Source organism: [Erwinia] mediterraneensis (assembly GCF_900604315.1).
GTDB classification, from domain to species: domain Bacteria; phylum Pseudomonadota; class Gammaproteobacteria; order Enterobacterales; family Enterobacteriaceae; genus Pantoea; species Pantoea mediterraneensis_A.
This window is the reverse complement of record NZ_LR026978.1, coordinates 3,410,259-3,429,957: the sequence shown is the minus strand read 5'-3', so window position 1 is coordinate 3,429,957 and position 19,699 is coordinate 3,410,259. Positions and strand designations below refer to the sequence as shown.

Annotated in this window: 20 protein-coding genes; 9 read left to right on the top strand and 11 right to left on the bottom strand. The window is 55.0% G+C overall.

Annotated features, from left to right (window positions below; genetic code table 11):
* Positions 1–38 precede the first annotated feature (38 nt).
* Positions 39–1,013: a hypothetical protein gene (locus E0E17_RS20350; protein WP_207302061.1), complete on the top strand. Its 975-nt coding sequence runs from the start codon at positions 39–41 to the stop codon at positions 1,011–1,013.
* 134 nt (positions 1,014–1,147) lie between these two features.
* Here E0E17_RS20350 and E0E17_RS16135 read toward each other — a convergent pair whose 3' ends face one another.
* The gene (locus E0E17_RS16135; protein WP_130835015.1) at positions 1,148–1,660 is read right to left on the bottom strand and encodes a GNAT family N-acetyltransferase; all 513 of its coding nucleotides are present in this window, start codon (positions 1,658–1,660) and stop codon (positions 1,148–1,150) included.
* 400 nt (positions 1,661–2,060) lie between these two features.
* Between E0E17_RS16135 and E0E17_RS16130 the strand changes: the two genes are divergently transcribed.
* From E0E17_RS16130 to E0E17_RS16120, 3 genes are all read left to right on the top strand, one after another.
* Positions 2,061–2,927 (top strand): GNAT family N-acetyltransferase, encoded by an 867-nt coding sequence (locus E0E17_RS16130; protein ID WP_130835014.1) that lies wholly within the window; start codon positions 2,061–2,063, stop codon positions 2,925–2,927.
* A 200-nt stretch (positions 2,928–3,127) separates the two neighbouring features.
* The gene (locus tag E0E17_RS16125; RefSeq protein ID WP_130835013.1) at positions 3,128–3,574 is read left to right on the top strand and encodes an Xre family toxin-antitoxin system antitoxin; all 447 of its coding nucleotides are present in this window, start codon (positions 3,128–3,130) and stop codon (positions 3,572–3,574) included.
* A complete protein-coding gene (locus E0E17_RS16120) occupies positions 3,571–4,032 on the top strand; it encodes an RES family NAD+ phosphorylase (RefSeq protein WP_130835012.1) in 462 nt (153 codons plus the stop codon). The genes E0E17_RS16125 and E0E17_RS16120 overlap by 4 nt, the downstream gene beginning before the upstream one ends.
* A gap of 54 nt (positions 4,033–4,086) precedes the next feature.
* Here E0E17_RS16120 and E0E17_RS16115 read toward each other — a convergent pair whose 3' ends face one another.
* Positions 4,087–6,444, bottom strand: a complete 2,358-nt coding sequence (locus tag E0E17_RS16115; RefSeq protein WP_130835011.1) for a membrane-bound PQQ-dependent dehydrogenase, glucose/quinate/shikimate family — start codon at positions 6,442–6,444, stop codon at positions 4,087–4,089.
* 276 nt (positions 6,445–6,720) lie between these two features.
* Entirely contained in the window at positions 6,721–7,557 is an 837-nt protein-coding gene (locus E0E17_RS16110; RefSeq protein ID WP_130835010.1) for an arylamine N-acetyltransferase family protein, read from the bottom strand.
* Positions 7,558–7,761: 204 nt separating this feature from the next.
* Here E0E17_RS16110 and E0E17_RS16105 point away from each other — a divergent pair, with 204 nt between their 5' ends.
* The 3 genes from E0E17_RS16105 (at position 7,762) to E0E17_RS16095 (ending at position 9,872) form a co-directional block, all read left to right on the top strand.
* Complete coding sequence (locus E0E17_RS16105; RefSeq protein WP_130835009.1) at positions 7,762–7,968, top strand: hypothetical protein; 207 nt, start codon at positions 7,762–7,764, stop codon at positions 7,966–7,968.
* 189 nt (positions 7,969–8,157) lie between these two features.
* Positions 8,158–8,703, top strand: a complete 546-nt coding sequence (locus tag E0E17_RS16100; RefSeq protein WP_130835008.1) for an SRPBCC family protein — start codon at positions 8,158–8,160, stop codon at positions 8,701–8,703.
* On the top strand, positions 8,703–9,872 hold the full coding sequence (locus E0E17_RS16095) for an alcohol dehydrogenase catalytic domain-containing protein (RefSeq protein ID WP_130835587.1): 1,170 nt from the start codon (positions 8,703–8,705) through the stop codon (positions 9,870–9,872). The genes E0E17_RS16100 and E0E17_RS16095 overlap by 1 nt, the downstream gene beginning before the upstream one ends.
* A gap of 541 nt (positions 9,873–10,413) precedes the next feature.
* Here the strand turns inward: E0E17_RS16095 and E0E17_RS16090 are convergent.
* The 3 genes from E0E17_RS16090 to E0E17_RS16080 all read right to left on the bottom strand — a co-directional run bounded on the left by E0E17_RS16090 (position 10,414) and on the right by E0E17_RS16080 (position 13,097).
* Entirely contained in the window at positions 10,414–11,715 is a 1,302-nt protein-coding gene (locus tag E0E17_RS16090) for a PQQ-dependent sugar dehydrogenase (protein ID WP_130835007.1), read from the bottom strand.
* Between the two features lie 12 nt (positions 11,716–11,727).
* The gene (locus tag E0E17_RS16085; RefSeq protein WP_130835006.1) at positions 11,728–12,153 is read right to left on the bottom strand and encodes a DUF2231 domain-containing protein; all 426 of its coding nucleotides are present in this window, start codon (positions 12,151–12,153) and stop codon (positions 11,728–11,730) included.
* Between the two features lie 113 nt (positions 12,154–12,266).
* A complete protein-coding gene (locus E0E17_RS16080; protein WP_130835005.1) occupies positions 12,267–13,097 on the bottom strand; it encodes an MBL fold metallo-hydrolase in 831 nt (276 codons plus the stop codon).
* Positions 13,098–13,724: 627 nt separating this feature from the next.
* Here E0E17_RS16080 and E0E17_RS16075 point away from each other — a divergent pair.
* Entirely contained in the window at positions 13,725–14,054 is a 330-nt protein-coding gene (locus tag E0E17_RS16075) for a cupin domain-containing protein (protein ID WP_130835004.1), read from the top strand.
* Here E0E17_RS16075 and E0E17_RS16070 read toward each other — a convergent pair.
* Complete coding sequence (locus tag E0E17_RS16070) at positions 14,046–14,522, bottom strand: thiol-disulfide oxidoreductase DCC family protein (RefSeq protein ID WP_130835003.1); 477 nt, start codon at positions 14,520–14,522, stop codon at positions 14,046–14,048. The two genes, E0E17_RS16075 and E0E17_RS16070, sit on opposite strands and share 9 nt — an antisense overlap.
* A gap of 344 nt (positions 14,523–14,866) precedes the next feature.
* On the opposite strand from E0E17_RS16070, the gene E0E17_RS16065 reads away from it, so the two are divergent.
* Positions 14,867–15,079: a DUF378 domain-containing protein gene (locus E0E17_RS16065; protein WP_130835002.1), complete on the top strand. Its 213-nt coding sequence runs from the start codon at positions 14,867–14,869 to the stop codon at positions 15,077–15,079.
* 108 nt (positions 15,080–15,187) lie between these two features.
* Here E0E17_RS16065 and pqqF read toward each other — a convergent pair whose 3' ends face one another.
* From pqqF to pqqC, 4 genes are read right to left on the bottom strand one after another with little or no spacing between them, the layout of a single operon-like run.
* Complete coding sequence (gene pqqF / locus E0E17_RS16060; protein ID WP_237680800.1) at positions 15,188–17,533, bottom strand: pyrroloquinoline quinone biosynthesis protein PqqF; 2,346 nt, start codon at positions 17,531–17,533, stop codon at positions 15,188–15,190.
* The gene (pqqE, locus tag E0E17_RS16055; protein WP_439654636.1) at positions 17,533–18,699 is read right to left on the bottom strand and encodes a pyrroloquinoline quinone biosynthesis protein PqqE; all 1,167 of its coding nucleotides are present in this window, start codon (positions 18,697–18,699) and stop codon (positions 17,533–17,535) included. The genes pqqF and pqqE overlap by 1 nt, the downstream gene beginning before the upstream one ends.
* Positions 18,662–18,940 (bottom strand): pyrroloquinoline quinone biosynthesis peptide chaperone PqqD, encoded by a 279-nt coding sequence (pqqD, locus tag E0E17_RS16050; RefSeq protein ID WP_130835585.1) that lies wholly within the window; start codon positions 18,938–18,940, stop codon positions 18,662–18,664. Before pqqD ends, pqqE begins: the two co-directional genes overlap by 38 nt.
* 3 nt (positions 18,941–18,943) lie before the next feature.
* Positions 18,944–19,699: a pyrroloquinoline-quinone synthase PqqC gene (pqqC, locus tag E0E17_RS16045; protein WP_130835000.1), complete on the bottom strand. Its 756-nt coding sequence runs from the start codon at positions 19,697–19,699 to the stop codon at positions 18,944–18,946.

The following is a 19,699-nucleotide window of genomic DNA, read 5'->3' as shown; positions in this document are numbered from 1 at the left end:
GATACAGAATAAACCATCTATAAAAGGATGGTTTTTTTATGTCTGATGCTCTGATCATTCCCGCCCACGAACAGGCCTATCTTCTCAACAAACAGCTGATCGCCAGAGCTGATAACCTTCATGATGCAGTTATTACTATTGGTGGCCAGGCCGTACAGTACTGGGTAGCGTATTATCGTGAGTTATATTCGGGCGTACTGCCGGATCAAAGGATTATTACTTCAGTTGATTTAGATTATTCCGCACGACGTCACGATATCATTGCGATTGCTGAGGCTCTGGGCGTCGATCCGGCCATGAACGAAGGCGGGCATCCGCCATCGCTGGCCCGTTTTGCTTTACTGGACAGCAAAACACACGCCATAAAAGAAGTTAACGGGCGGTATTTTGCTGAGCCGGATTGTGAGGAGCTCAGACCTAATACCATTGATGTCATTGATTTTCCTTCAGGTTTCACCTGGGAGGATTTTTCTGGAGAGCGACTGCTGCTTAATACTGAGCGTTTTTGGATAGAAGCGCAGGGTCCCGATGAGCCGGAGTCACATGAGCTGGTTCGCGTCATCAACCCGATCGCCTGTCTGAAATCGCGGTTCAGCAATCTGATGGATTTACGCCGAAATCCTGAGATCGAGACTGGACGCATTAAAGCGTTGATGCTGCCAGCAGTTTACTTTTTGCTTGAGAAGCTTGAGCAAGGCTGTGAAGGTGACGGAACTACGTTTCGTGATATGAAAAAACATGTGGATGCGCTTTTCGCGCTGGTGATGCAAGAACGGGTGGCAAGAAAGCAGGCAGAATACGATCTCAAACTGTATGCCATCTTTGAACAGCTGGCTGCAATCTACGCCGCAGAGCCAGAGCACTATGATGTGCCGCCATTATTCTGGCAACGCGAATTGCCCAACAAAGCCATGAAGGTAAGGCAAAAAGTGATGCGCCTGGCAAAAGACATCGCCAGACGTAAGAAAGAGACGCAGAACAGGCAAAATCGACAGCGGTCTCACACAGGCTGAAATAGTCAGTAGCGACGCTGCGTTACCTTGATGCGTATAATGTATATTATGTTAAATAAGATCTCAGGGTATCGCTGTCATCATCGCCTTCCCGGTTCAGAGAACCGGAATCCGTAAGATCCCGGCCCCGGCCATCAGGCCGCTGTTATCTGCAGTTCATAAACCACGCAAGGCACATCATAATGCTGTTCAATACCTTTGTATCTCATTCCCAGTCTCTGCATCACCCGTTGCGATGCGTTGTTTTCAGGATCAGCCACCGCCACCAGATACGTTGCGCCAACCTTTTCAGCGGCAAATTCAATAATCGCCTGCGCCGCTTCCGTCGCATAACCTTTGCCATGAGAACTGGCGTTCAGACGCCAGCCAATCTCCAGAGGCGCGCCGTCCTGGTTGGCTAAATGTTGCAGGCATGCTGCGCCCACTACCGCATCAGATTTTTTTTCCCGGATTGCCCACCATGAAAAACCATATTGTTGCCAGCGCTGCGTGACGCGTTCGATATTGGCTCGCGTTTCTTCGGGCGTTTTAACCTTGCCATTACTGATATAGCGCATAATCTCAGGATCATTCTCCATCGCCCGCAGGCCATCATAATGTTCGTGCCGGAATGGCTCCAGGCGCAGACGCGTCGTCTCTAACTCCATTTTTCCTCCCGTTAACCTTCACTACTGTCGTACAGCCCCATTAATGGTTATTAACATAATCTAAAACGGTTAAGCCGCACAGATAAATCATTCACTCTCAGGCAAGGGATATAAATAATCTATAACCGTGAATATATTAATCCGCATCCTGCTGACGTAACCTGAAAAGTTATAACTCTCAAATTCACCTTTTGTGCTGCAATCTCAATATCAATTCGCTAAATTTTTTTTAATCTGCGTAAAATGCAAATGAAAAATAAATCTGTTTTAATCGCTCTTGCCGCGTGATTTTCCTGTTTAATTAAGAGTGTAACGCATGGTCTTTGCATGTTGCATGCAAATAAAATCTGGCATATTGAATAACTATTTCTTTCTGTAAAATTGAGTAAACAGTTCTTTATTGAAGTCTGTCGATGCGATAAATCTCAAACAGAGGGTTGCTAAAATGATTGACGTTGAAAGTATTTCTGCCTGTGAAAAAGTTGAGCGCGATGCCTGGCTGGATTTATTTGCCGCAGCGCCTGCAGTATTAAGCGAACAATTGAAATTAAAGCATACTATTATTCATGGTCTGGGTTTACTGGCCTGTCCGGCGATACCCATCACCGAATTAAACAGAGCTATGGCGCTGGGTGCGGAGCAGCCCGTCAGTGATGAAGAACTGGCTGAGGCCCTGCAATGGCTGAATACTCACGCTGACGCCTGGGCCTTCCAGATAAATCCCGCGCTAAATACCTCCGCAACCATTGACTGGTTACGCAAACAAGAACTGGCTCCTGCCGGTAATGGCTGGGCAAAATTTTATCTGCATCATACCGCTATTTCAGATACCTCCCATCCCCCCTCGGCTTATGAAATCAGGCCCGTTCGAACTCATGATGCCGATAATTTTGGTCTGGTTGTGCAGTCAGGTTTCGGGCTGCCTGAACAGGTCCGGCCATGGTTTTCCGCTTTAGTGGGCAGAGAAAAATGGAAAACTTATCTTGCCTGGGATAATAACCGGCCCGTGGCCGCCGGGGCGATCTATATTGATCATCACACGGCCTGGTTGGGTATTGATACAACCCTGGCAGAATTGCGACAGAAAGGTACGCAAAGGGCATTAATTATGCGTCGGTTACGCGATGGCAAGCAGTCTGGTGTTACAGCATTTACGGCTGAAACAGGACACCCGGCGACTGAGAATGAACCTGGCTATTCATCATTTCGCAATTACCTGAACAGTGGCTTCAACAAAATCTGCGTTCGTCAAAATTATAAAAAATAACTTTTCCCGGAATAAATTGCAGGGTGCGTTATTCTGACGCTCCCTTCCGTTTACTTTACTGGCACAGCCGATGGCCTGGCATTGCCTCTCACGCTCGTTGCGTTCTTCATCCGATGCGCTGATCACATCATCTTCCCTGTTCTTTAACCAGACAATTGTCTATAATCAACCCTGTCAATTGTCTGCTTGCGGAGCGAGTTATGCGTACCTACATTCCTGCTGTACAGCCCGGTAAAGCGGCGCTCTGGCGCGTTGCCGGGTTGCCCGCCAACACCGGACGTGAACTGACGCGCGCTCTGCAGGCCGGGTTGCCGGTGGAAGTTCTCGATAATATTCATCGCTGGGCTGACATGTCGAAGGCCGATATTTTGCGTATTGCCGGGATTAATGAGCGCAATGTGGCGCGGCGCAAAAGCGCAGGCCGTACGCTGTCGCCGGATGAGAGCGAGCGCGTCGCGCGTCTGGTGCGGGTGTTTGATGCCGCCGTACAGCTGTTTAATGGTGATAAAGATGCGGCCTGGCAGTGGCTGCGCAATCCGGTGAAAGCGCTGGGCAATATTGCGCCTGTCACTCTGGTCGCTACAGAAAGCGGCGCCATTGAAGTACTGGATTTGATTGGACGTCTGGAGCACGGTGTCTGGTCATGATCTTTTACCGCCTGACCAAAACGGCCTGGGCGCAGGAAGCATGGACCGGAAATGGCGCAAAATGGTATGGCGGTCGCTGGAACCATAAAGGCAGCGCCGCCGTCTATGTTTCCACCTCTATCGCCCTCGCCTCACTGGAAATTCTGGTCCACCTGCAAAAAGAGAGTCTGCTTGAGCACTATGCGCTGTTTACGCTCGAGGTGCCGGATACGGAAGTTCAGGTACTGGAAAACCGCTATTTGCCTGAGGACTGGCGCGCAGATCCGGCGCCGGTCTCCACCATGGACCTCGGCAGCGGCTGGCTGGAGAGCAACAGCAGCCTGGCCTTAATTGTACCCTCCAGTATTATTCCGCAGGAGAGTAACGCCCTGCTCAACCCTCAGCATCCCGCATTTACGGCGGCGCTGAAAACGGTGCAACAGCATAGCTTCTCCTTCGACCCGCGTCTGCTGCGTTAATCCCCGGCCATAAAAAAAGCGCCCCGCGGGGCGCTTTAGCAAGTCGGTATATTGTTACTTCAGACGGAAAGCGACCAGCGTATCTCCCGGTGTCGTCTTCATCGAACCATGACCACCGGCAGCAATCACCACGTACTGCTTACCATCTTTGCCCATAAAGGTTGATGGTGTGGCCTGCGCACCCGCATTCAGCTCGATCTGCCAGAGCAGCTTACCGGTATTGCTGTCATAGGCACGGAAGTAGTTATCTGCCGTCGCGCCGTGGAAGACCACATCACCTGCCGTTACCAGCGGACCGCCATGCGCCACCATTCCCATCGGGAAGCCAATCGGGAAAGGACCCGGCAGAAAAGTAGTTTTCAGGTTTTTCGTGGTACCAACACGACGCAGCCACTCGGTTTTACCGGTCTTCAGGTCGACGCCCACCATACGGCCCCACGGCGGCGCAATACAGGGGATGCCCAGATCGGAAGCCAGCTGCTGGATTCGGATAGCGTAATCTCCCTGGAAGTTTTCGTTCCAGTAAGGTTCGCCCTCTTTGGTGAACTTACGTTCACTGGCGGTTTCTGGCGTACGTTTAATCAGCGTGTACTTATAAGCCAGGCGCAGCGGCGCAGCGATCAGCAGCTGACGCTCCGGATCGATGGCCACAGAACCCCAGTTAAAGACACCCATATTGCCCGGGAAAATAATCGAACCTTTTTCCGTAGCCGGCGTCCAGGGGTTACCGTCATAACGCAGCGATTTGAAATCAAGACGGCAGGCCATCTGATCGAAAGGCGTCACGCCCCACATCGCTTTTTCGGTTAACGGCTCAGGGATAAAGTTCAGGCTGGAAACCGGCTGCGTCGCGGCAAATTTCTCGCCCGGCACGCCGCCTTCCTGAGAGACTTTAACCTGATTAACCGGATAGACCGGCTGGCCAGTAAGGCGATTGAGTACAAACAGGTTGCCTGATTTGGTCGGCAGGATGACGACCGGCTGATTTTTACCCTGATAATCGATATTCAGCAGCGAAGGCTGAGAGGGGTTATCGCGGTCCCACAGGTCGTTGTTGGCACTCTGATAACGCCATTTGAAGGCGCCGGTTTTCAGATCGAGCGCCACCAGCGCGTCACGGAATTTTTCCGTGTTGCTTTCAGGATCACGTCCGATACCCACTTCATCCGGCGAAGCGTTGCCGAACGGCACATAGACCAGACCGTTTTGCAAATCCGCACTCAGCGGCGCCCAGGCGACCGGCGAGTCATAAGGATAGTTTTTGTCTGCGGCAATCGGCCGGGTATTTTCCGGGTTAGCCGGATCGAAATTCCACACCAGACGACCTGTGGTGGCATCATAAGCGCGGATTACGCCAGAAGGGTTACCGTTCTGGTAGCCGTTATCCATCACTGAACCACCAACGATCACCAGATCGCCCGCCACCAGCGGCGCAGAGGTATGCATCAGCGCATGTGAACGCGTTTCGCCCATGTTGTCATGCAGATCGATAACGCCATTGTTACCAAAATCGGTACACAGCTTACCGCTGTCGGCATCCAGCGCAACCAGACGCGCATTCGCGGTAGCGTTGAAAATACGTTTACGGCACAGAGCGGGCGCAGCAGTATTGTCTGCCGGAGCTGGGCTGTTGGTATAGTAGCTGACGCCACGACAGGTCTGATGCTGTTGCAAGTAAGAACGATCTTTAGGCGGGATATATTTCCACAGCACCGTCCCGGTTTCCGGGTTCAGCGCGTGCACCTCGTTATGAGGCGTACAGAAATAGAGCATGCCGTTGACTTTCAGCGGGGTCGCCTGGAAGGTGTACTCGCTGGCGTCGTCTTCTTTACGCACATCGCCGGTGTGATAGGTCCAGGCGATTTCCAGATCCTTCGCGTTACCGTTATTAATCTGGTTCAGTGCGGAATAACGCAGACCATTGGTAGTACCGCCGTAGGCTGTCCAGTCCTCTTTCGGCACGGTCAGTTCGGTGGGCTTACGCTCACTGGTAAGAGTGCCGTTCTGAGTCACCGGATCATAGAAGCACAAACCAAGCGTCACGAGGATCATGACAATAACCGTTGTGCCGAGAAATGGATGGAAAGCGCGCTCGCCGCGGAAAAGTGGACGAACCACCCACGGCATCGCCAGCCAGAGGCCGATAATACCGAACAGATCGCCACGGGGGATCCATTGCCATTTATCGAAACCCACCTCCCAGATAATCCAGAATAAGGTGATCCACATCAGTACTGCGTAGAATGCCAGCGCCCCCCGTTTCTGCAGGAACAGCATTATCGCGGTGATGAGTAATCCAACCCCCATCAGGGCATAAAAGAGACTGCCGCCTGCGAACAGCAGCTTGCCTCCCATATACACCAGCGCAACACCCAGTATGGCAAGCACCACACCGGTAATTTTACTAATCATTGAAAACCCTCAAGATAAATACTAACGTATTGAAATTAAAATACATAACTTCAACATCATTTTAACTGAGGTAACAAAAATGCAAAAATAGTTAAATTAAAGTTTCATAATAAATACTTATCAATACCTGGCCAGAGAGGCCTGAAACAGACGCATCGGGAATAAATGTGATGAAAATCACCTTTCAATCTGGTGGGCAGCGCTAATGAATGCTCAAAAAATTCCGCATCTTTTGTTTAAACGCTGGTGGAAAAAGTGCGGCAAATGAGTGATTTATCACGGCAGGCTCTGCTTTGCAGACGCTAAGCGCGCAATAAGCTGACGAAAATCGGTACGGGTGATGCCGTGTTGTGGGTCGTCAAGGCGTAGCCGGAAGCCTGACGGCAGCAGCGCGTAAAGCGCATCCGCACTTAGCGTCTGGTGTTGCGTTGCCCCGCCGTGCCGGGTACAGGTGGTGTCGAAAAGCGTGTTTATTCTGCCATCAGGCAGCTGGCGCGCCAGTTGCAGATGATGCCGGAAGTGAGAATCAGGCCAGGTAGAAACAAAGTGATTTGCCATCAGGTAATCAGCGGCATACTGCATGGTCAGATCGAAGCGATAAAGTGTCAGCCACTGCTGCTCTTTTTGCCGCATCAACAGATAGTCACTGCCCGTTTTCACGATTTTTACCGCGCCATGGGGCGTCAGTTGCTCCGCGTCACTGTCGAGACGCACCGGCGCGGTCAGCGTCAGCCCGCCAAAACCCACATCGGCGATCCAGCGTTCCTTCTCCAGCGTCACGCAGAGTAAACGATGGGTGCGTGGCGGCATCGTTTCCGGCTGCATTAACATGACGCGCGCCGCCAGAGGTTGCACCTCAAACCCGATAGTCTCCAGCGCCCGACTAAAGAGCGCGTTCTGTTCATAGCAATAGCCGCCGCGTCCGGCGCTTACCAGCTTGGTAAAGACCGCGTCATCATCCAGAACAATGGGCCGTTCTAACAGCACATCCAGATTCTCAAAAGGGATGGCGCAGCTGTGATGCAGATGCAGCTGCCGCAGGGTCGCCAGATCTGGCTGTGGCGCGCCCTGATAACCGATACGGGCAAAATAAGCGGGCAGGGAAAAAGTCATAACCGTCTGTCACCAGAAAACCGATATGTTAGTTGTAGTTCATCCCCGGAACGTAACGTAAAAATTTTCTGTTTTATTGCCGCCGGTACAGCTTTATTGCTGGCAAACTGACCAGGATCAAGATGCCGGGTAAAAAACAGACAAACAATACCTTAAGCCAGATTTTCTGCATGATGTCCCGTTCGCGGGCTTAAGGAGAAAAGTATGAAAACGCAAACCATGAGCGTACTTGAAATGGCCTGTTATACCGGTATTGACGAGCGCCAGCTTATCAGGGCGATCTGCAACCGCGGCACCCTGGCAGGTGTGCCACTGCCGGAGTCGCTCGATCACACCCCGCTCTCCTCACGCCGCTGGCTGCGTAGCGAGGTGCGGCTGTTTAAGCATGCGCTGACACGCGCCCGGGCATAATGCGCGCAATCCATCCCCCTGACTTCACCTGATGCGGGCCGTTCCCGGACGGTCCGCCGTGCGCCTTTTTATCAGCACGCCCGCTCTTCCGCTTCGCTCGCAGTTTCCCTGGCCTGTGCTTAACTCAACATGTCGATGCTGAGCGTTGATTCGCTTTTATTTTCCCCTTCAGGGGTATAAGGAGGCCACTTGACCCATTCAACTGACACTTTTGCTGCAGTGGATAACGATCGCGATTTGATTCTGCGCCGCTGGATCACCATTGGACGCCCCGCCCCTGAGCTGTGTCAGCTCTGGTTACAACCCGACACTTTGCCGCGCATTATGGCGCATTTCGCCCGTGTCGAAGTGATTAACGACAGCGATGCCCGCTGGGAAGTGGATGGTCCGGTGAAAAAGAACTGGCGCTGGGAGAGCCGTATTACGGAGATTGAGCCGGGACGGCTGATCGCCTGGCGCTCGCTGGAGGGAGCGGATATTCCGAATGAAGGGCAGCTGGAACTGAGCACCGCGCCGGGTGAATGGGGAACGGAGCTGGCGTTAACGCTGCGTTTTACACCGCCGGGTGGCGTTATCGGTAAAAAGGTGACCTCGATGCTCGATCTCTTTCCGAAAGAGATCGCCAGTAAAGCGCTTCATCGTTTTAAAAGTCTGGCTGAAACCGGTGAGATCCCTACGCTCTACAGCCAGCCTGCTGGCCGTCATGCTCAGGGCAAAGATAAGAAGGAGGTATGATGCGAGCTCTATGTTGGAATGGCGTCAATGATCTGAAAGTAGAAACCGTGGCCGATCCCGGCATTCTCAATCCCCATGATGCGATCATTCGGGTACGGCTGACCACCACCTGTGGCTCCGATCTGCACGTGATTGATGGCCTGATCCCGACCATGCATGAGGGGGATATCCTGGGCCATGAGTTTATGGGGGAAGTGGTTGAGGTGGGCAGCGCGGTACGCAATATCCGGCGCGGCGATCGCGTCGTGGTGCCGTCGTTTATCTCCTGCGGTTCCTGCTGGTTCTGTCAGCATCAACTGCCCTCCTGCTGTGATAACACGAATCCGCACTGGGAGCTGGGTGAGTCGGTACTGGGACACGCTACCGGCGGTATCTACGCCTACAGTCACGCCTTTGGCGGCTATGCGGGTTCGCACGCGGAATATGTCCGGGTGCCCTTTGCGGATAACGACTGTTTTGTGGTGCCGGAAAGCGTCAGCGATGAACAGGCGCTGTTTCTGTCGGATGCGGTTCCCACCGGCTACATGGGCGCTGACTTCTGTAACATTCATCCCGGCGATACCGTGGCGGTCTGGGGCTGTGGCGGCGTCGGTTTAATGGCGCAGCAATCCGCCTGGCTGATGGGGGCCCACCAGGTGATCGCCATCGACCGTTATCCGGAGCGACTGGCAATGGCGCGCCAGCAAAATGCCGATACTCTGACCCTTGATTACAGCAAAGAGGATATTCACGAAGCGCTGCTGGAACTGACCGGCGGACGTGGTCCTGACAGCTGTATTGACGCGGTGGGGATGGAAGCCCGTGGTGAGGGGTTAACTCAGGTCTATGACCGCACCAAACAGCTGCTGCATCTGGAAACTGACATTGGCGCGGCGTTGCGGCAGATGCTTTACAGCTGCCGTAAAGGCGGCAATATCGCCATTCTCGGCGTGTATGGCGTGATGGATAAATTCCCGCTGGGGCTGATTATCAATAAAAGCCTGACCATCCGCACCGCCCAGCAGCACGGTCAGCGTTATATGCCACGCCTGCTGGAGCATGTCGCACAGGGCGAGCTGAATCCGGCGATGATGGCGACCCATCGCTTCCCGCTGGAAGAAGCCGCACGTGGTTATGAGATGTTTAAACACAAAGAGGATGGCTGCGTACGCGCGGTGTTTGTTCCCTGAGCCTGCGCTCAGGCGCGAAAAAAGGCGGAGTGGTCAGCTCCGCCTTGTTTCAAGTTCCGGCTGCCGCTAACAGGCGTGGCCGGTCAGTTGCATAAGGGCAACGATGATCTGCAAGATGATTCTGATGATATCCAGGACCAGCTTAATCAGTTCCATCACTTTCCTTCTCCTCTGCAGGAGAGCGCTTTTCAGCTTCCGGAGCCTTTACTTAACCCGCCGGGAGCCTGAGCACGTTGTGAGGAATGCTGAGCGGCTCTCGTTGCGAAAGCTACAGGCCAGCACCACCTGTTACCTGCCGGGATTTTGAAACCGTGCCCCTGGGAGCGACAAGTTGCAACGGTGCCCCGCCCGGACATTCAACACCTGTATAAGCATACAGTATTTTAGCGAAACTTGAAAACCTCTCAACCTCTCTTTAGAATTAAAGTGTGAGGAATGCTGAGCATCCCTGTTCTGCCAACGGCTACCACCCGCTGACAGAACATAAAATAAAAGGATTTGGCCCAGGCCAAATCCTTTTTTTATTGCCGTAAGAAACGCCTCAGGGCGCGGCGCTGATCCGCCACAGGGTATTACCGGCATCGTCAGCAATCAGTACCCCGCCCTGTTGATCCATGGCCAGTCCCACCGGCAAACCACGTACCTGTTTCTGATCGTCGGTCAGGAAGCCCGTAACCACCGGCTGCGGCATGCCCACCGGCCGCCCCTGCTCGAATTTCACCCATACCACCTGATAGCCGTTCAGCGGCGAGCGATTCCAGCTGCCATGCTCACTGATAAAGGCGCCGCCACGATATTGCGCCATGTTGTCGCCGGTATAGAACAGCAGTCCCAGTGGCGCGACGTGCGAACTGAGGGCATAGTCAGGTTTAATCGCCTTCTCCACCAGATCGGGACGCTGTGGCTGCGCACGCTCATCCACATGCTGACCAAAATAACTGTAAGGCCAGCCGTAAAAGCCGTTCTCCTGTACCGCAGTCATATAATCCGGTACCAGATCGGAACCTATTTCGTCACGCTCGTTGACAATCGCCCACAGACGCCCGCTTTCCGGCTCCCACTGCATCCCGGTGGGATTGCGCAGTCCACCGGCATAAATACGACTCGCCCCGCTGGCGGCATCGACTTCAAGAATGGCCGCCCGCCGGTACTCCGCGCCGATGCCGTTTTCGGTAATATTACTGTTGGAGCCGACGCCCACATAGAGCTTGCTGCCATCAGGGCTGGCCAGCAGTGATTTGGTCCAGTGATGATTAAGCGGGCCGCCCGGTAACTCGGTGACTTCGACAGGCGGCGTACGGATTTCCGTTTGCCCTTCCTGATAAGGGAATTTCACCAGACTGTCAGCATTGGCGACATACAGCGTATTGCCCACCAGCTGCATACCAAAGGGAGAGTGCAAATTTTCGATAAAGGTGTGCTGTTCCCATTTGCCGTTCACATTGCGCAGCAGCACGATGCGATTACCGCCCTTGCCGCCTTTACCCGACGCCTTCTGCACAATGCCCATAATCAGCTGCTTGGGCCGGGTGGTGGGTCCGCCGGGCGCATTGGCTTCTGCCACCAGCACATCATTGTTCGGCAGGACATACACCTGGCGCGGATGTTTCAGCCCCCCGGCAACTTTTTCGATTTTCAGCCCTTCCGCCACCTTCGGCATCTCGCCCGCTTGCCAGGCGACCCCTTCCGGCACCTGCATCGGCGGCATAAAGAAACTTTTCGCTTGCGGCAGTTCCGGGTTGGGCCCCATCTGTTTTTGCGGGTCGAGCTGAGCCGCCTCATCACAGCCTGCCAGCAGCGCAGCCAGCATGAGCATCATCAGGCTTCCGTGACGTTTTTTCATGATGACTTCTCCTTAAGCAGCACGTTGACGTAACGCGAGTTGCACATTTCCCAGCAGCAGCAGGATCACTGTCAGGGTCGAAAGGATCACGCCCAGCGGCACCACCGCATACGCGTCACGGCTGTGGACAAAGGCGTTAAGGATCGCCAGCAGCAGCGCCAGCAGATTAAGCCAGAAATGGGCTTTTCCCGCCGCGCCAGTGCGAGCGCGATGAAGGAACCAGACCTGCACCAGGTTAATCAGGCGCGGGATAATGGCAATGATCAGACCGAGCGTAATCAGCCAGCTGGCGGCATGGGTCCACATCACCACCGCGCTGTTTATATAGATAATGTCGAAGATCCAGGCGGCAACAAAAAAGCCGAGCGGAACAGGATTAAGCAATTCATACAGCGCCACGGCCAGCGCCGAAGGTTCGGAACGAGAATGGGTATTCATTTTTTTCTCCCGGGTCGCTGCTGACATGGCGACGGGCAGGCTGCAGCCCCGTCAGCCCGGCAGGCGACCTGTAACGATGCGTTGATGGGTAAGCCAGTAAAAGGATCCAGACATCAGCGGCGCTGGCGCAGCGCTTCCAGTTCGCGGGCATCGTGACTGCAAAACATCGTCACCTTTGCCTCCGCGTTAAGCGACAGTTCACGCAACCGCTGTTGGTTATGCTGCCAGGCGCCGGTATCACTGCGCATCAGCCACTGATAGAAACGCAGGCCGGGTGTGCAGTGCCGCTCAGGCTGGTACATTTCGCCGCGGTAAAACCAGGCGTCGCCCCCGTGCAGCAGCCAGCCATCGCCATGACGGATCGCCACCCCGGCATGCCCCAGCGTATGCCCGGGCAGCGGTACCAGCAGGATCTCATCGTTAAGATCGTCAATTGCCCGCACCGCATTAAAGCCATGCCAGCTCTCGCCAGCGGAAGGATAACCCCGCCAGCCGTTGTCGCTGTTCCACTGCTGCGGCCGGTAACGTTGCCGACGCAGCCAGCCCTGTTGGGTGGTGGCGCTGTCCAGCTCTTTTTGCAGCAGATGAATGCGCGCCTGCGGGAAGTCGCTGATACCGCCCGCGTGATCAAAATCGAGATGGGTCAGCACAATATGCCGGACATCTTCCGGGCGAAAACCCAGCGCGATAATCTGTTTTACCGCGGTCAGAGATTCATCGTAGCGAATATTGTTCATCGCGCGGAAGAAGCCTGACAGACGATCTGCCGGACGCTGCATATCCCGTAAGCCAAAGCCGGTATCAACCAGCACCAGACCATGACGATCGGTCTCCACCAGCAGGCAGTGACAGACCAGATGAGCAACAGCGCCTTTGCTGAAACCATCATAAAGCGCCCCGCCCACGGGACACATACAGCCGCAGTTAAGATGATGAATACGCAATGGAGTACCTTTTCGCTATCGGATGAGATAACTGCCAGAGACAGCTATCTCCGGTTTACATTTCAGATAGCGGGCGCGGCCCGCCAGCATGTTCCGGTAATAAACGGACTAACTCTCGCCTGGATACAGCCAGATCAAAGGGTCTTTGCCTGACATAACGAAACATTGCGCTCTCCTGCATCATAATTACTGTCCATTCAAGGGGTAGAAAAAGGTCTAATTGCGTGCAGACGCCTCCAGACATAACCTCTTAATTTATCGGAAAGGATTCTTTATTTTGCAACAAGCGAAGGCGTACTAATTTCCGTTTTGCAGGACGCTGCATTTTAACTGACTGAAAAAGGGTGACTTTCTCTGGCGAGATTTTTTAACCCGGCAGGCGCATTCTGAGAGCCAAAGCTTTTCTCTTTTCCTGACCATTTTACATCGCAGCAGGTGAAATGTTGGGCGCTGGCAACCTGAGCAGAATTACCGTCCCGCTTTTTCCTCTGAGTGAAATTATTTTATAATCCCGCTTCTGTTTTTAACTGAAACATCGTTTCATTTTCTTCCCGAGCCGCTACATTAGGGAGAATCAGACGTCTTAGGGTAAGGCGTAAGGATTCAACCTGACAGTGAGAGACAGGCATGTTTATCTATAAAAGCGATACGCAACAGGAAGATTTAGGTAACGGCGTTACCCGGCGAGTGCTGGCGCATGGCGGCCGTATGATGGCGGTAGAAGTGACGTTTGAGCGCAACGCTGTCGGGCCGCTGCATCATCATCCCCACGAGCAGCTGACTTATGTGCTCTCAGGCCGCTTCGCCTTTACTATCGATGGCGTTACCCGGGAGGTCAGCGCCGGGGATACACTCTACAAAGCACCTGATGTGGTGCATGGCTGCGTCTGCCTGGAAGCCGGCACCCTGCTGGACACCTTCACGCCGCAGCGCGAGGATTTTCTGCCATCAGCCTGAGGGCGGGTGCGGCTCTGCTTCATGCGAACCCGCCGGAGGCTGATCCTCATCCTCCAGAAAACGACCGGGATAATCGGGCGTCAGATGTTGCTGGCTGTCATAGCGACCAAACAGGCGATAACGGTTCAGGGCGATGCGGTCGTAACAAAAGTTGCTGACTGCATCCGGGAAAAAGCGCAGCACGCTCAGAGAGCGCCACGGTTGCGGCACCTGACGCATCACCCGAAATATCGCCTGCGCCCGTTTCCACACCTTGCCATCGGCAATTAACACAATAGTACTCACATTATCCACCGGCATCTCTGCCCAGCGCAGCAGCGCTTTGCCTTTTTCGCTCTGCACGGCGGCAAAGCGTACATGACGCGCCACATGATGACGCAGCAGAAAATTAACCCAGCCATTGCACAGGCGGCAGGTTCCGTCATAAAGCACTGCGGCCTCGCCGGGCTGCAAATAAGGAGGTGGCATCGCGTTTCTCCCTCAGCCAGATAATGGCTGAGTGTAGTTGTTCCTGCGCAGGATCGTTGCGCCATTGATCATTCTTTTAAATCCCGGGCATTATTAAGCGCAGCGGAGAAAAAAATATAACAGCGTTGCATAATCATCTTTATTATCTGTAAATAAAATAAACCTGTTTTTTGTCACGCTTTAATTTAATCAGGTTGCGCTTTATCTGCGTCACTTCTACGCTATTAATGTTCAATCGATAATATTATTTACGCACCGGTTTCGTTTTTATTTTCTCTGGTCTTGTCAGAAGACAATCTGTGGCCTGAACCCTGCAAATCCTCATGCTTTTACAGGAGAAGCTTATGAGAACCCTTGATATGGTTGCACTTGTTCTGCTGATTGTCGGTGGTCTTAACTGGTTGCTGGTTGGACTGTTTCAGTTCGACCTGGTAGCAGCCATATTTGGTGGGCAGGCGGCGATTCTTTCCCGAATTATTTATATTATCGTTGGCCTTTGCGCGCTTTACTGCATTACTTTCTTCGCCAAACTGCGCCTGTCCCGCGATCCCCGTTAATGACGGAGCCGGGCCTCCTGAAAATCCGCGTCGTTACAGACGCGGATTTTTTATCTCTCTCACCGGCGCTAAATTCTGCTCTGGCATCTGGTTCAGACGCTGCCTGTTTTAATTCCCCTTTGCGGGTGCCATACGCCCGCCGCAGAACAGTACCTGCCAGCGACGTCGGCTACGCAGCACCTGCTGATGCAGCTGGCGCAAACCGGCAGGGGTCAGCGCCCCAATGGCCGCTTGCGTCAGCTCAGGTAATCCCGCCTCTCGCCGCAACGCCGTGCGGAGAGCCTCAGTCGCCTCCTGCGCTGACATTAACTGACGGAGCCGGGCCTGGAGTGTGCTGAACAGCTCGTCACTGAGCGCATCGATATCACCGCTGACGTCACGCAGAAAGTTTTTGCAGTGGCGCAGCAGCCTGGCGGGCGGGCAATCAGGGGACTGCAGCAGAAAAACAATACCGTCACGGTCTGCGCTGCGCAGATAGCGACAGTTGACCACATAGCCAATCTGTTGCTCTGTGCGCAAACGCCGGAAAAAACGCGGTTCGTAAAGTAACGCCAGCGCCCGTGCAGCGGCCAGCGTGGTGGCATCCTGGTCAGGCAGCGGCACAAACAGCAGCAGCGCCTGTTCAGCACTGCGATGCCGGATACGCCGCAGGGAGGGCTTTACCGCTGCTGGCAGCGCTGCGCTGGCCGCGCACACGGGGAAGGCGCTCAGCAGACGTGACACCGCCTGATGAAATGCCTTATCGCCGCCGCTCAGGGCAGCACACCAGCTGTCGGGCGCAGTTGATGACGCCAGCTGCTGCGGCAACTCAGCGAGCAGAGCGCGAATGGCGATCTCCTCTTCTTCTGGCTCCGGGCAGTGTGACAAAGGAGGCATCAGCCCGTCGAGTGCCGCCCTGACGGCCCACAGACCCTGTTGAGCGGGCAGACGCAGCTGCAGTTGCCAGACGCCCTCACAGGCGCTGAATTCACCTTCTCCGCCGAGATGACGCAGCGTAGCGAAGAGCGGTCGTAATCGGGCGGCACGCGCTGTACCTTCGGCCGGTGAAAAGGTCTGGCCGAAAGCGGGCCGCAGCAACAGCCGGTTCGGCGCTGCCTGTGCGTGACAGTGTAACAAGGGGGCGGTCTGTGACGGCAATGGCGGATCAGCAACAGCGGCAGGCAGCGGGTGGAAATAGAAGTCACCGGCGGCAGGTATTGCCATGGGCGGCTGGTGCCAGGCGCAACGCTGCAACCTGAAACCCAGCGCGCTGGCGGTGTCCCCCTGCACATCCGATGCAGCAAACAGGCGTGTCACGGGAGCGCAACCCAGCGCTGCAATAAGCGCATTAAGGTCATCGCTTGCGCCAGGCGCAAAGCCAAAGGCGCGCTCACGTAATTGATCGAGCGGTGTAAGGCGGGCAAAACGCGCCGCCGCCAGCTGGCCGTAGTGACTTCGTTGCACAGGTGTGCTGCGCGCCAGCGCCTGTAGCCAGCGATGCCACAGCGTTTCCGTCGCCTGCGCCCCGGCGGGCGTCAGTGTCTCCCCTTCAAACTGCAACACCAGCCAGCGTGAACGATCGGAAAGATAGAGCCACTGCAGGCTCAGGCGGTCGCATAATCCCCGGTCGCGCAGTGTGGACAGCAGGCCGCCGGGCGCATCATCAAGTGCAAATTCACGCAATAAAGTGACACTGTCACCTGCGTCAGGCGCAGCGCCCGGCAGCAAATAGCTCAACCAGAAGTGCGGCGCGCCCTCGATGCGCAGCAGGCAATCCCGCACAGCTGCCAGCTGTGGCTGCCCGGGCGGAACGGAAACGCCCCCGGCAGGCAGCTGCGCGCAGGCGCGGCGAGCCATCTGCTCCAGCTGATCCAGCGACTGCGGCCCCTGTAACCAGAGCTGCATATTTGCACTCCGGTAGTCACGCTGATGGAAAGCAAACAGTGCAGCGCGCAACGCAGCGATGTCATCACCAAAATGGGCCCGGCTGCCAACCTGAAAACGCTGAAATGCTGCCGGTTGTGTAACGCCGGACAGCAGTGCGACTTCACACAGCGTTGGCGTATGACGCTGCAACAATTGATACTCAGCATCAATGACCGCCACCTCCTGGGCAATGGCTGCCGGGGTAAACAGCGGTGCTGTCAGCATATCCGTCAGACGGGACAGCCCGTCAGCCAGCTGTGGCGCAGCCACCTCAAAGAAAAATGCGGTACGCTGCTGCAACGTGGTGGCGTTAACCCGTCCGCCCTGACCCTGAATCCACGGCATCAGGCGCTGCTCATCCGCAAAAGCCCTGCTGCCGGTAAACAACAGATGTTCCAGCAGATGCGCCAGTCCAGGCCAGCGCGCGGGTTCATGGTGACTGCCGGTGGCGACCTGTACCAGCGCCGCCGCCCTGCTCGCATCCGGCTGATGGATTAGCTGCAATTGCAGCCCATTGGGCAGTTGCAGGCTACGCGACACCAGCGGCATTACCCGACCCGGGATTTATAGATCAGTTGAGAGTTGACGCGGTTGCGGAATTGCAGCTGGCCAATATGGATATCGCTGCAGCTCGCTTCCCGACGCGCCTCAAGAATTTTGTCATGATGCGGCGATTTGCTGCACACCGGATCGGCATTGTCCGCATTGCCGGTCAGCATAAAGGCCTGACAGCGGCAGCCACCAAAATCTTTCTCTTTTTCATCACAGGAGCGGCAAGGTTCCGGCATCCAGTCGAAGCCGCGATAGCGGTTAAAACCGAACGAGTGATACCAGATATCCTGCAGGCTCTGTTCCAGCACCGACGGAAACTGTACCGGCAACTGACGCGCACTGTGACAGGGTAACGCCGTCCCCTCCGGCGTAACACTGAGAAAAATGGCTCCCCAGCCGCCCATACAGCCTTTTGGCCGCTCTTCATAATAGTCGGGCGTGACGAACAGTAAGTTGGTCAGATTACCGCTGGCTTTCATGCGCTCACGGTACTGATTTACGATGCCTTCGGCACGGGCAATCTGCTCACGGGTAGGCAGCAGCCCCTGACGATTCAGGTGCGCCCAGCCGTAGAACTGGCAGGTGGCCAGTTCTACGTCATCCGCCTCCAGCTCAATACAGAGATCGATAATGCGGTCAATCTGATCGATATTATGGCGATGCAGGACAAAGTTAAGCACCATCGGATAGCCACGCGCTTTTACCGCTTTCGCCATCGCCAGCTTCTGCTGAAAAGCTTTCTGCGAGCCGGCAAGCGCGGCGTTCAGCGTCTCGTCGCTGGCCTGAAAACTGATCTGAATATGATCCAGTCCGGCATCGCTGAAAGCATCGAGTTTTTTCTCGGTGAGACCAATACCGGAGGTGATCAGATTGGTATAAAAACCGAGGTCGCGCGCCGCCTGGATCAGTTCGGGCAGATCCTTACGCGTCAGAGGTTCGCCGCCGGAAAAGCCGAGCTGCACGCTGCCCATGGCGCGCGCCTGGCGAAACACCTCAATCCACTGCGCCGTGGTCAGTTCTTTCTCCTGTTCGGCAAAGTCGAGCGGATTGGAGCAGTAGGGGCACTGCAGCGGGCAGCGATAGGTTAATTCCGCCAGCAGCCACAGCGGCGGATTCACGCCGGGTTTAATTGGGTTCACGAAATTGTATCCACTTTTGCTCATACGCCGCCTGCAGGAAGGCTTTCACATCCTCATCCACACCGCCCGCCTCAGGGAAACGCGTATTCAGGGTATGAATAATGGCCGCGACATCCTGCTTGCCATCCACCAGTTCCAGAATGGCGGTCGCGGTTTCATTCAGTTTCGCCATCCCTTCCGGATAGAGCACCACATGACTCTCCTGCGCGGGCTCCCACTGCAGGCGATAACCGCGACGGAACGCGGGAATTAAGTTATCTGTCATCATTTATACCAGTCGGGTTGTATGCCAGGCCGCCTTATCGGTGACCGTATGATAAGGCGGACGCTGCAACTCATAGGCCATGGTCATAGCGTCCAGCATACTCCAGAGAATATCCAGCTTAAACTGCAGGATCTCCAGCATACGCTGCTGCTTCTCCCGGGTATCGCAATATTCCAGCGCCAGCGCCAGGCCGTGCTCCACATCGCGATTCGCCTGACTCAGACGGCTGCGGAAGTAGAAATACCCCTCTTCCTTGATCCAGGGATAGTGCTGCGGCCAGCTTTCCAGTCGCGACTGATGGATCTGTGGCGCAAACAGCTCAGTCAGCGAACTGCAGGCCGCTTCCTGCCAGTTGGCGCGGCGGGCAAAGTTCACATAGGCGTCAACCGCAAAGCGCACGCCCGGCAGCACATGTTTCTCCGAAAGCAGCGCGTCGCGCTCCAGGCCTACAGCCTCACCCAGCTGCAGCCAGGCTTCAATACCGCCGTCATGGCCGTTGCTGCCATCATGGTCCAGAATGCGTTGCACCCATTTGCGACGCGTGGCGGGATCGGGGCAGTTCGCCATGATCGCCGCGTCTTTCAGCGGGATATTGGTCTGATAGTAGAAACGGTTCGCTACCCAGCCCTGAATCTGTGCCCGGGTCGCCTGACCGTTATGCATGGCAATATGATAGGGATGATGAATATGGTAGTACGCGCCTTTGTCGCGCAGCGCCTGTTCAAAGGCGGCTGGCGTCAGAGTTTCTGTTATCTGCAT

Excerpts from the sequence above, each read along its gene's own strand:
- E0E17_RS20350 (WP_207302061.1), top strand. The coding sequence starts at position 39 with ATGTCTGATGCTCTGATCATTCCCGCCCACGAACAGGCCTATCTTCTC.
- E0E17_RS16135 (WP_130835015.1), bottom strand. The coding sequence starts at position 1,660 with ATGGAGTTAGAGACGACGCGTCTGCGCCTGGAGCCATTCCGGCACGAA.
- E0E17_RS16125 (WP_130835013.1), top strand. The coding sequence starts at position 3,128 with ATGCGTACCTACATTCCTGCTGTACAGCCCGGTAAAGCGGCGCTCTGG.
- E0E17_RS16120 (WP_130835012.1), top strand. The coding sequence starts at position 3,571 with ATGATCTTTTACCGCCTGACCAAAACGGCCTGGGCGCAGGAAGCATGG.
- E0E17_RS16115 (WP_130835011.1), bottom strand. The coding sequence starts at position 6,444 with ATGATTAGTAAAATTACCGGTGTGGTGCTTGCCATACTGGGTGTTGCG.
- E0E17_RS16110 (WP_130835010.1), bottom strand. The coding sequence starts at position 7,557 with ATGACTTTTTCCCTGCCCGCTTATTTTGCCCGTATCGGTTATCAGGGC.
- E0E17_RS16105 (WP_130835009.1), top strand. The coding sequence starts at position 7,762 with ATGAAAACGCAAACCATGAGCGTACTTGAAATGGCCTGTTATACCGGT.
- E0E17_RS16095 (WP_130835587.1), top strand. The coding sequence starts at position 8,703 with ATGCGAGCTCTATGTTGGAATGGCGTCAATGATCTGAAAGTAGAAACC.
- E0E17_RS16090 (WP_130835007.1), bottom strand. The coding sequence starts at position 11,715 with ATGAAAAAACGTCACGGAAGCCTGATGATGCTCATGCTGGCTGCGCTG.
- E0E17_RS16085 (WP_130835006.1), bottom strand. The coding sequence starts at position 12,153 with ATGAATACCCATTCTCGTTCCGAACCTTCGGCGCTGGCCGTGGCGCTG.
- E0E17_RS16075 (WP_130835004.1), top strand. The coding sequence starts at position 13,725 with ATGTTTATCTATAAAAGCGATACGCAACAGGAAGATTTAGGTAACGGC.
- E0E17_RS16070 (WP_130835003.1), bottom strand. The coding sequence starts at position 14,522 with ATGCCACCTCCTTATTTGCAGCCCGGCGAGGCCGCAGTGCTTTATGAC.
- E0E17_RS16065 (WP_130835002.1), top strand. The coding sequence starts at position 14,867 with ATGAGAACCCTTGATATGGTTGCACTTGTTCTGCTGATTGTCGGTGGT.
- pqqF (WP_237680800.1), bottom strand. The coding sequence starts at position 17,533 with ATGCCGCTGGTGTCGCGTAGCCTGCAACTGCCCAATGGGCTGCAATTG.
- pqqE (WP_439654636.1), bottom strand. The coding sequence starts at position 18,699 with ATGAGCAAAAGTGGATACAATTTCGTGAACCCAATTAAACCCGGCGTG.
- pqqD (WP_130835585.1), bottom strand. The coding sequence starts at position 18,940 with ATGACAGATAACTTAATTCCCGCGTTCCGTCGCGGTTATCGCCTGCAG.
- pqqC (WP_130835000.1), bottom strand. The coding sequence starts at position 19,699 with ATGCAGATAACAGAAACTCTGACGCCAGCCGCCTTTGAACAGGCGCTG.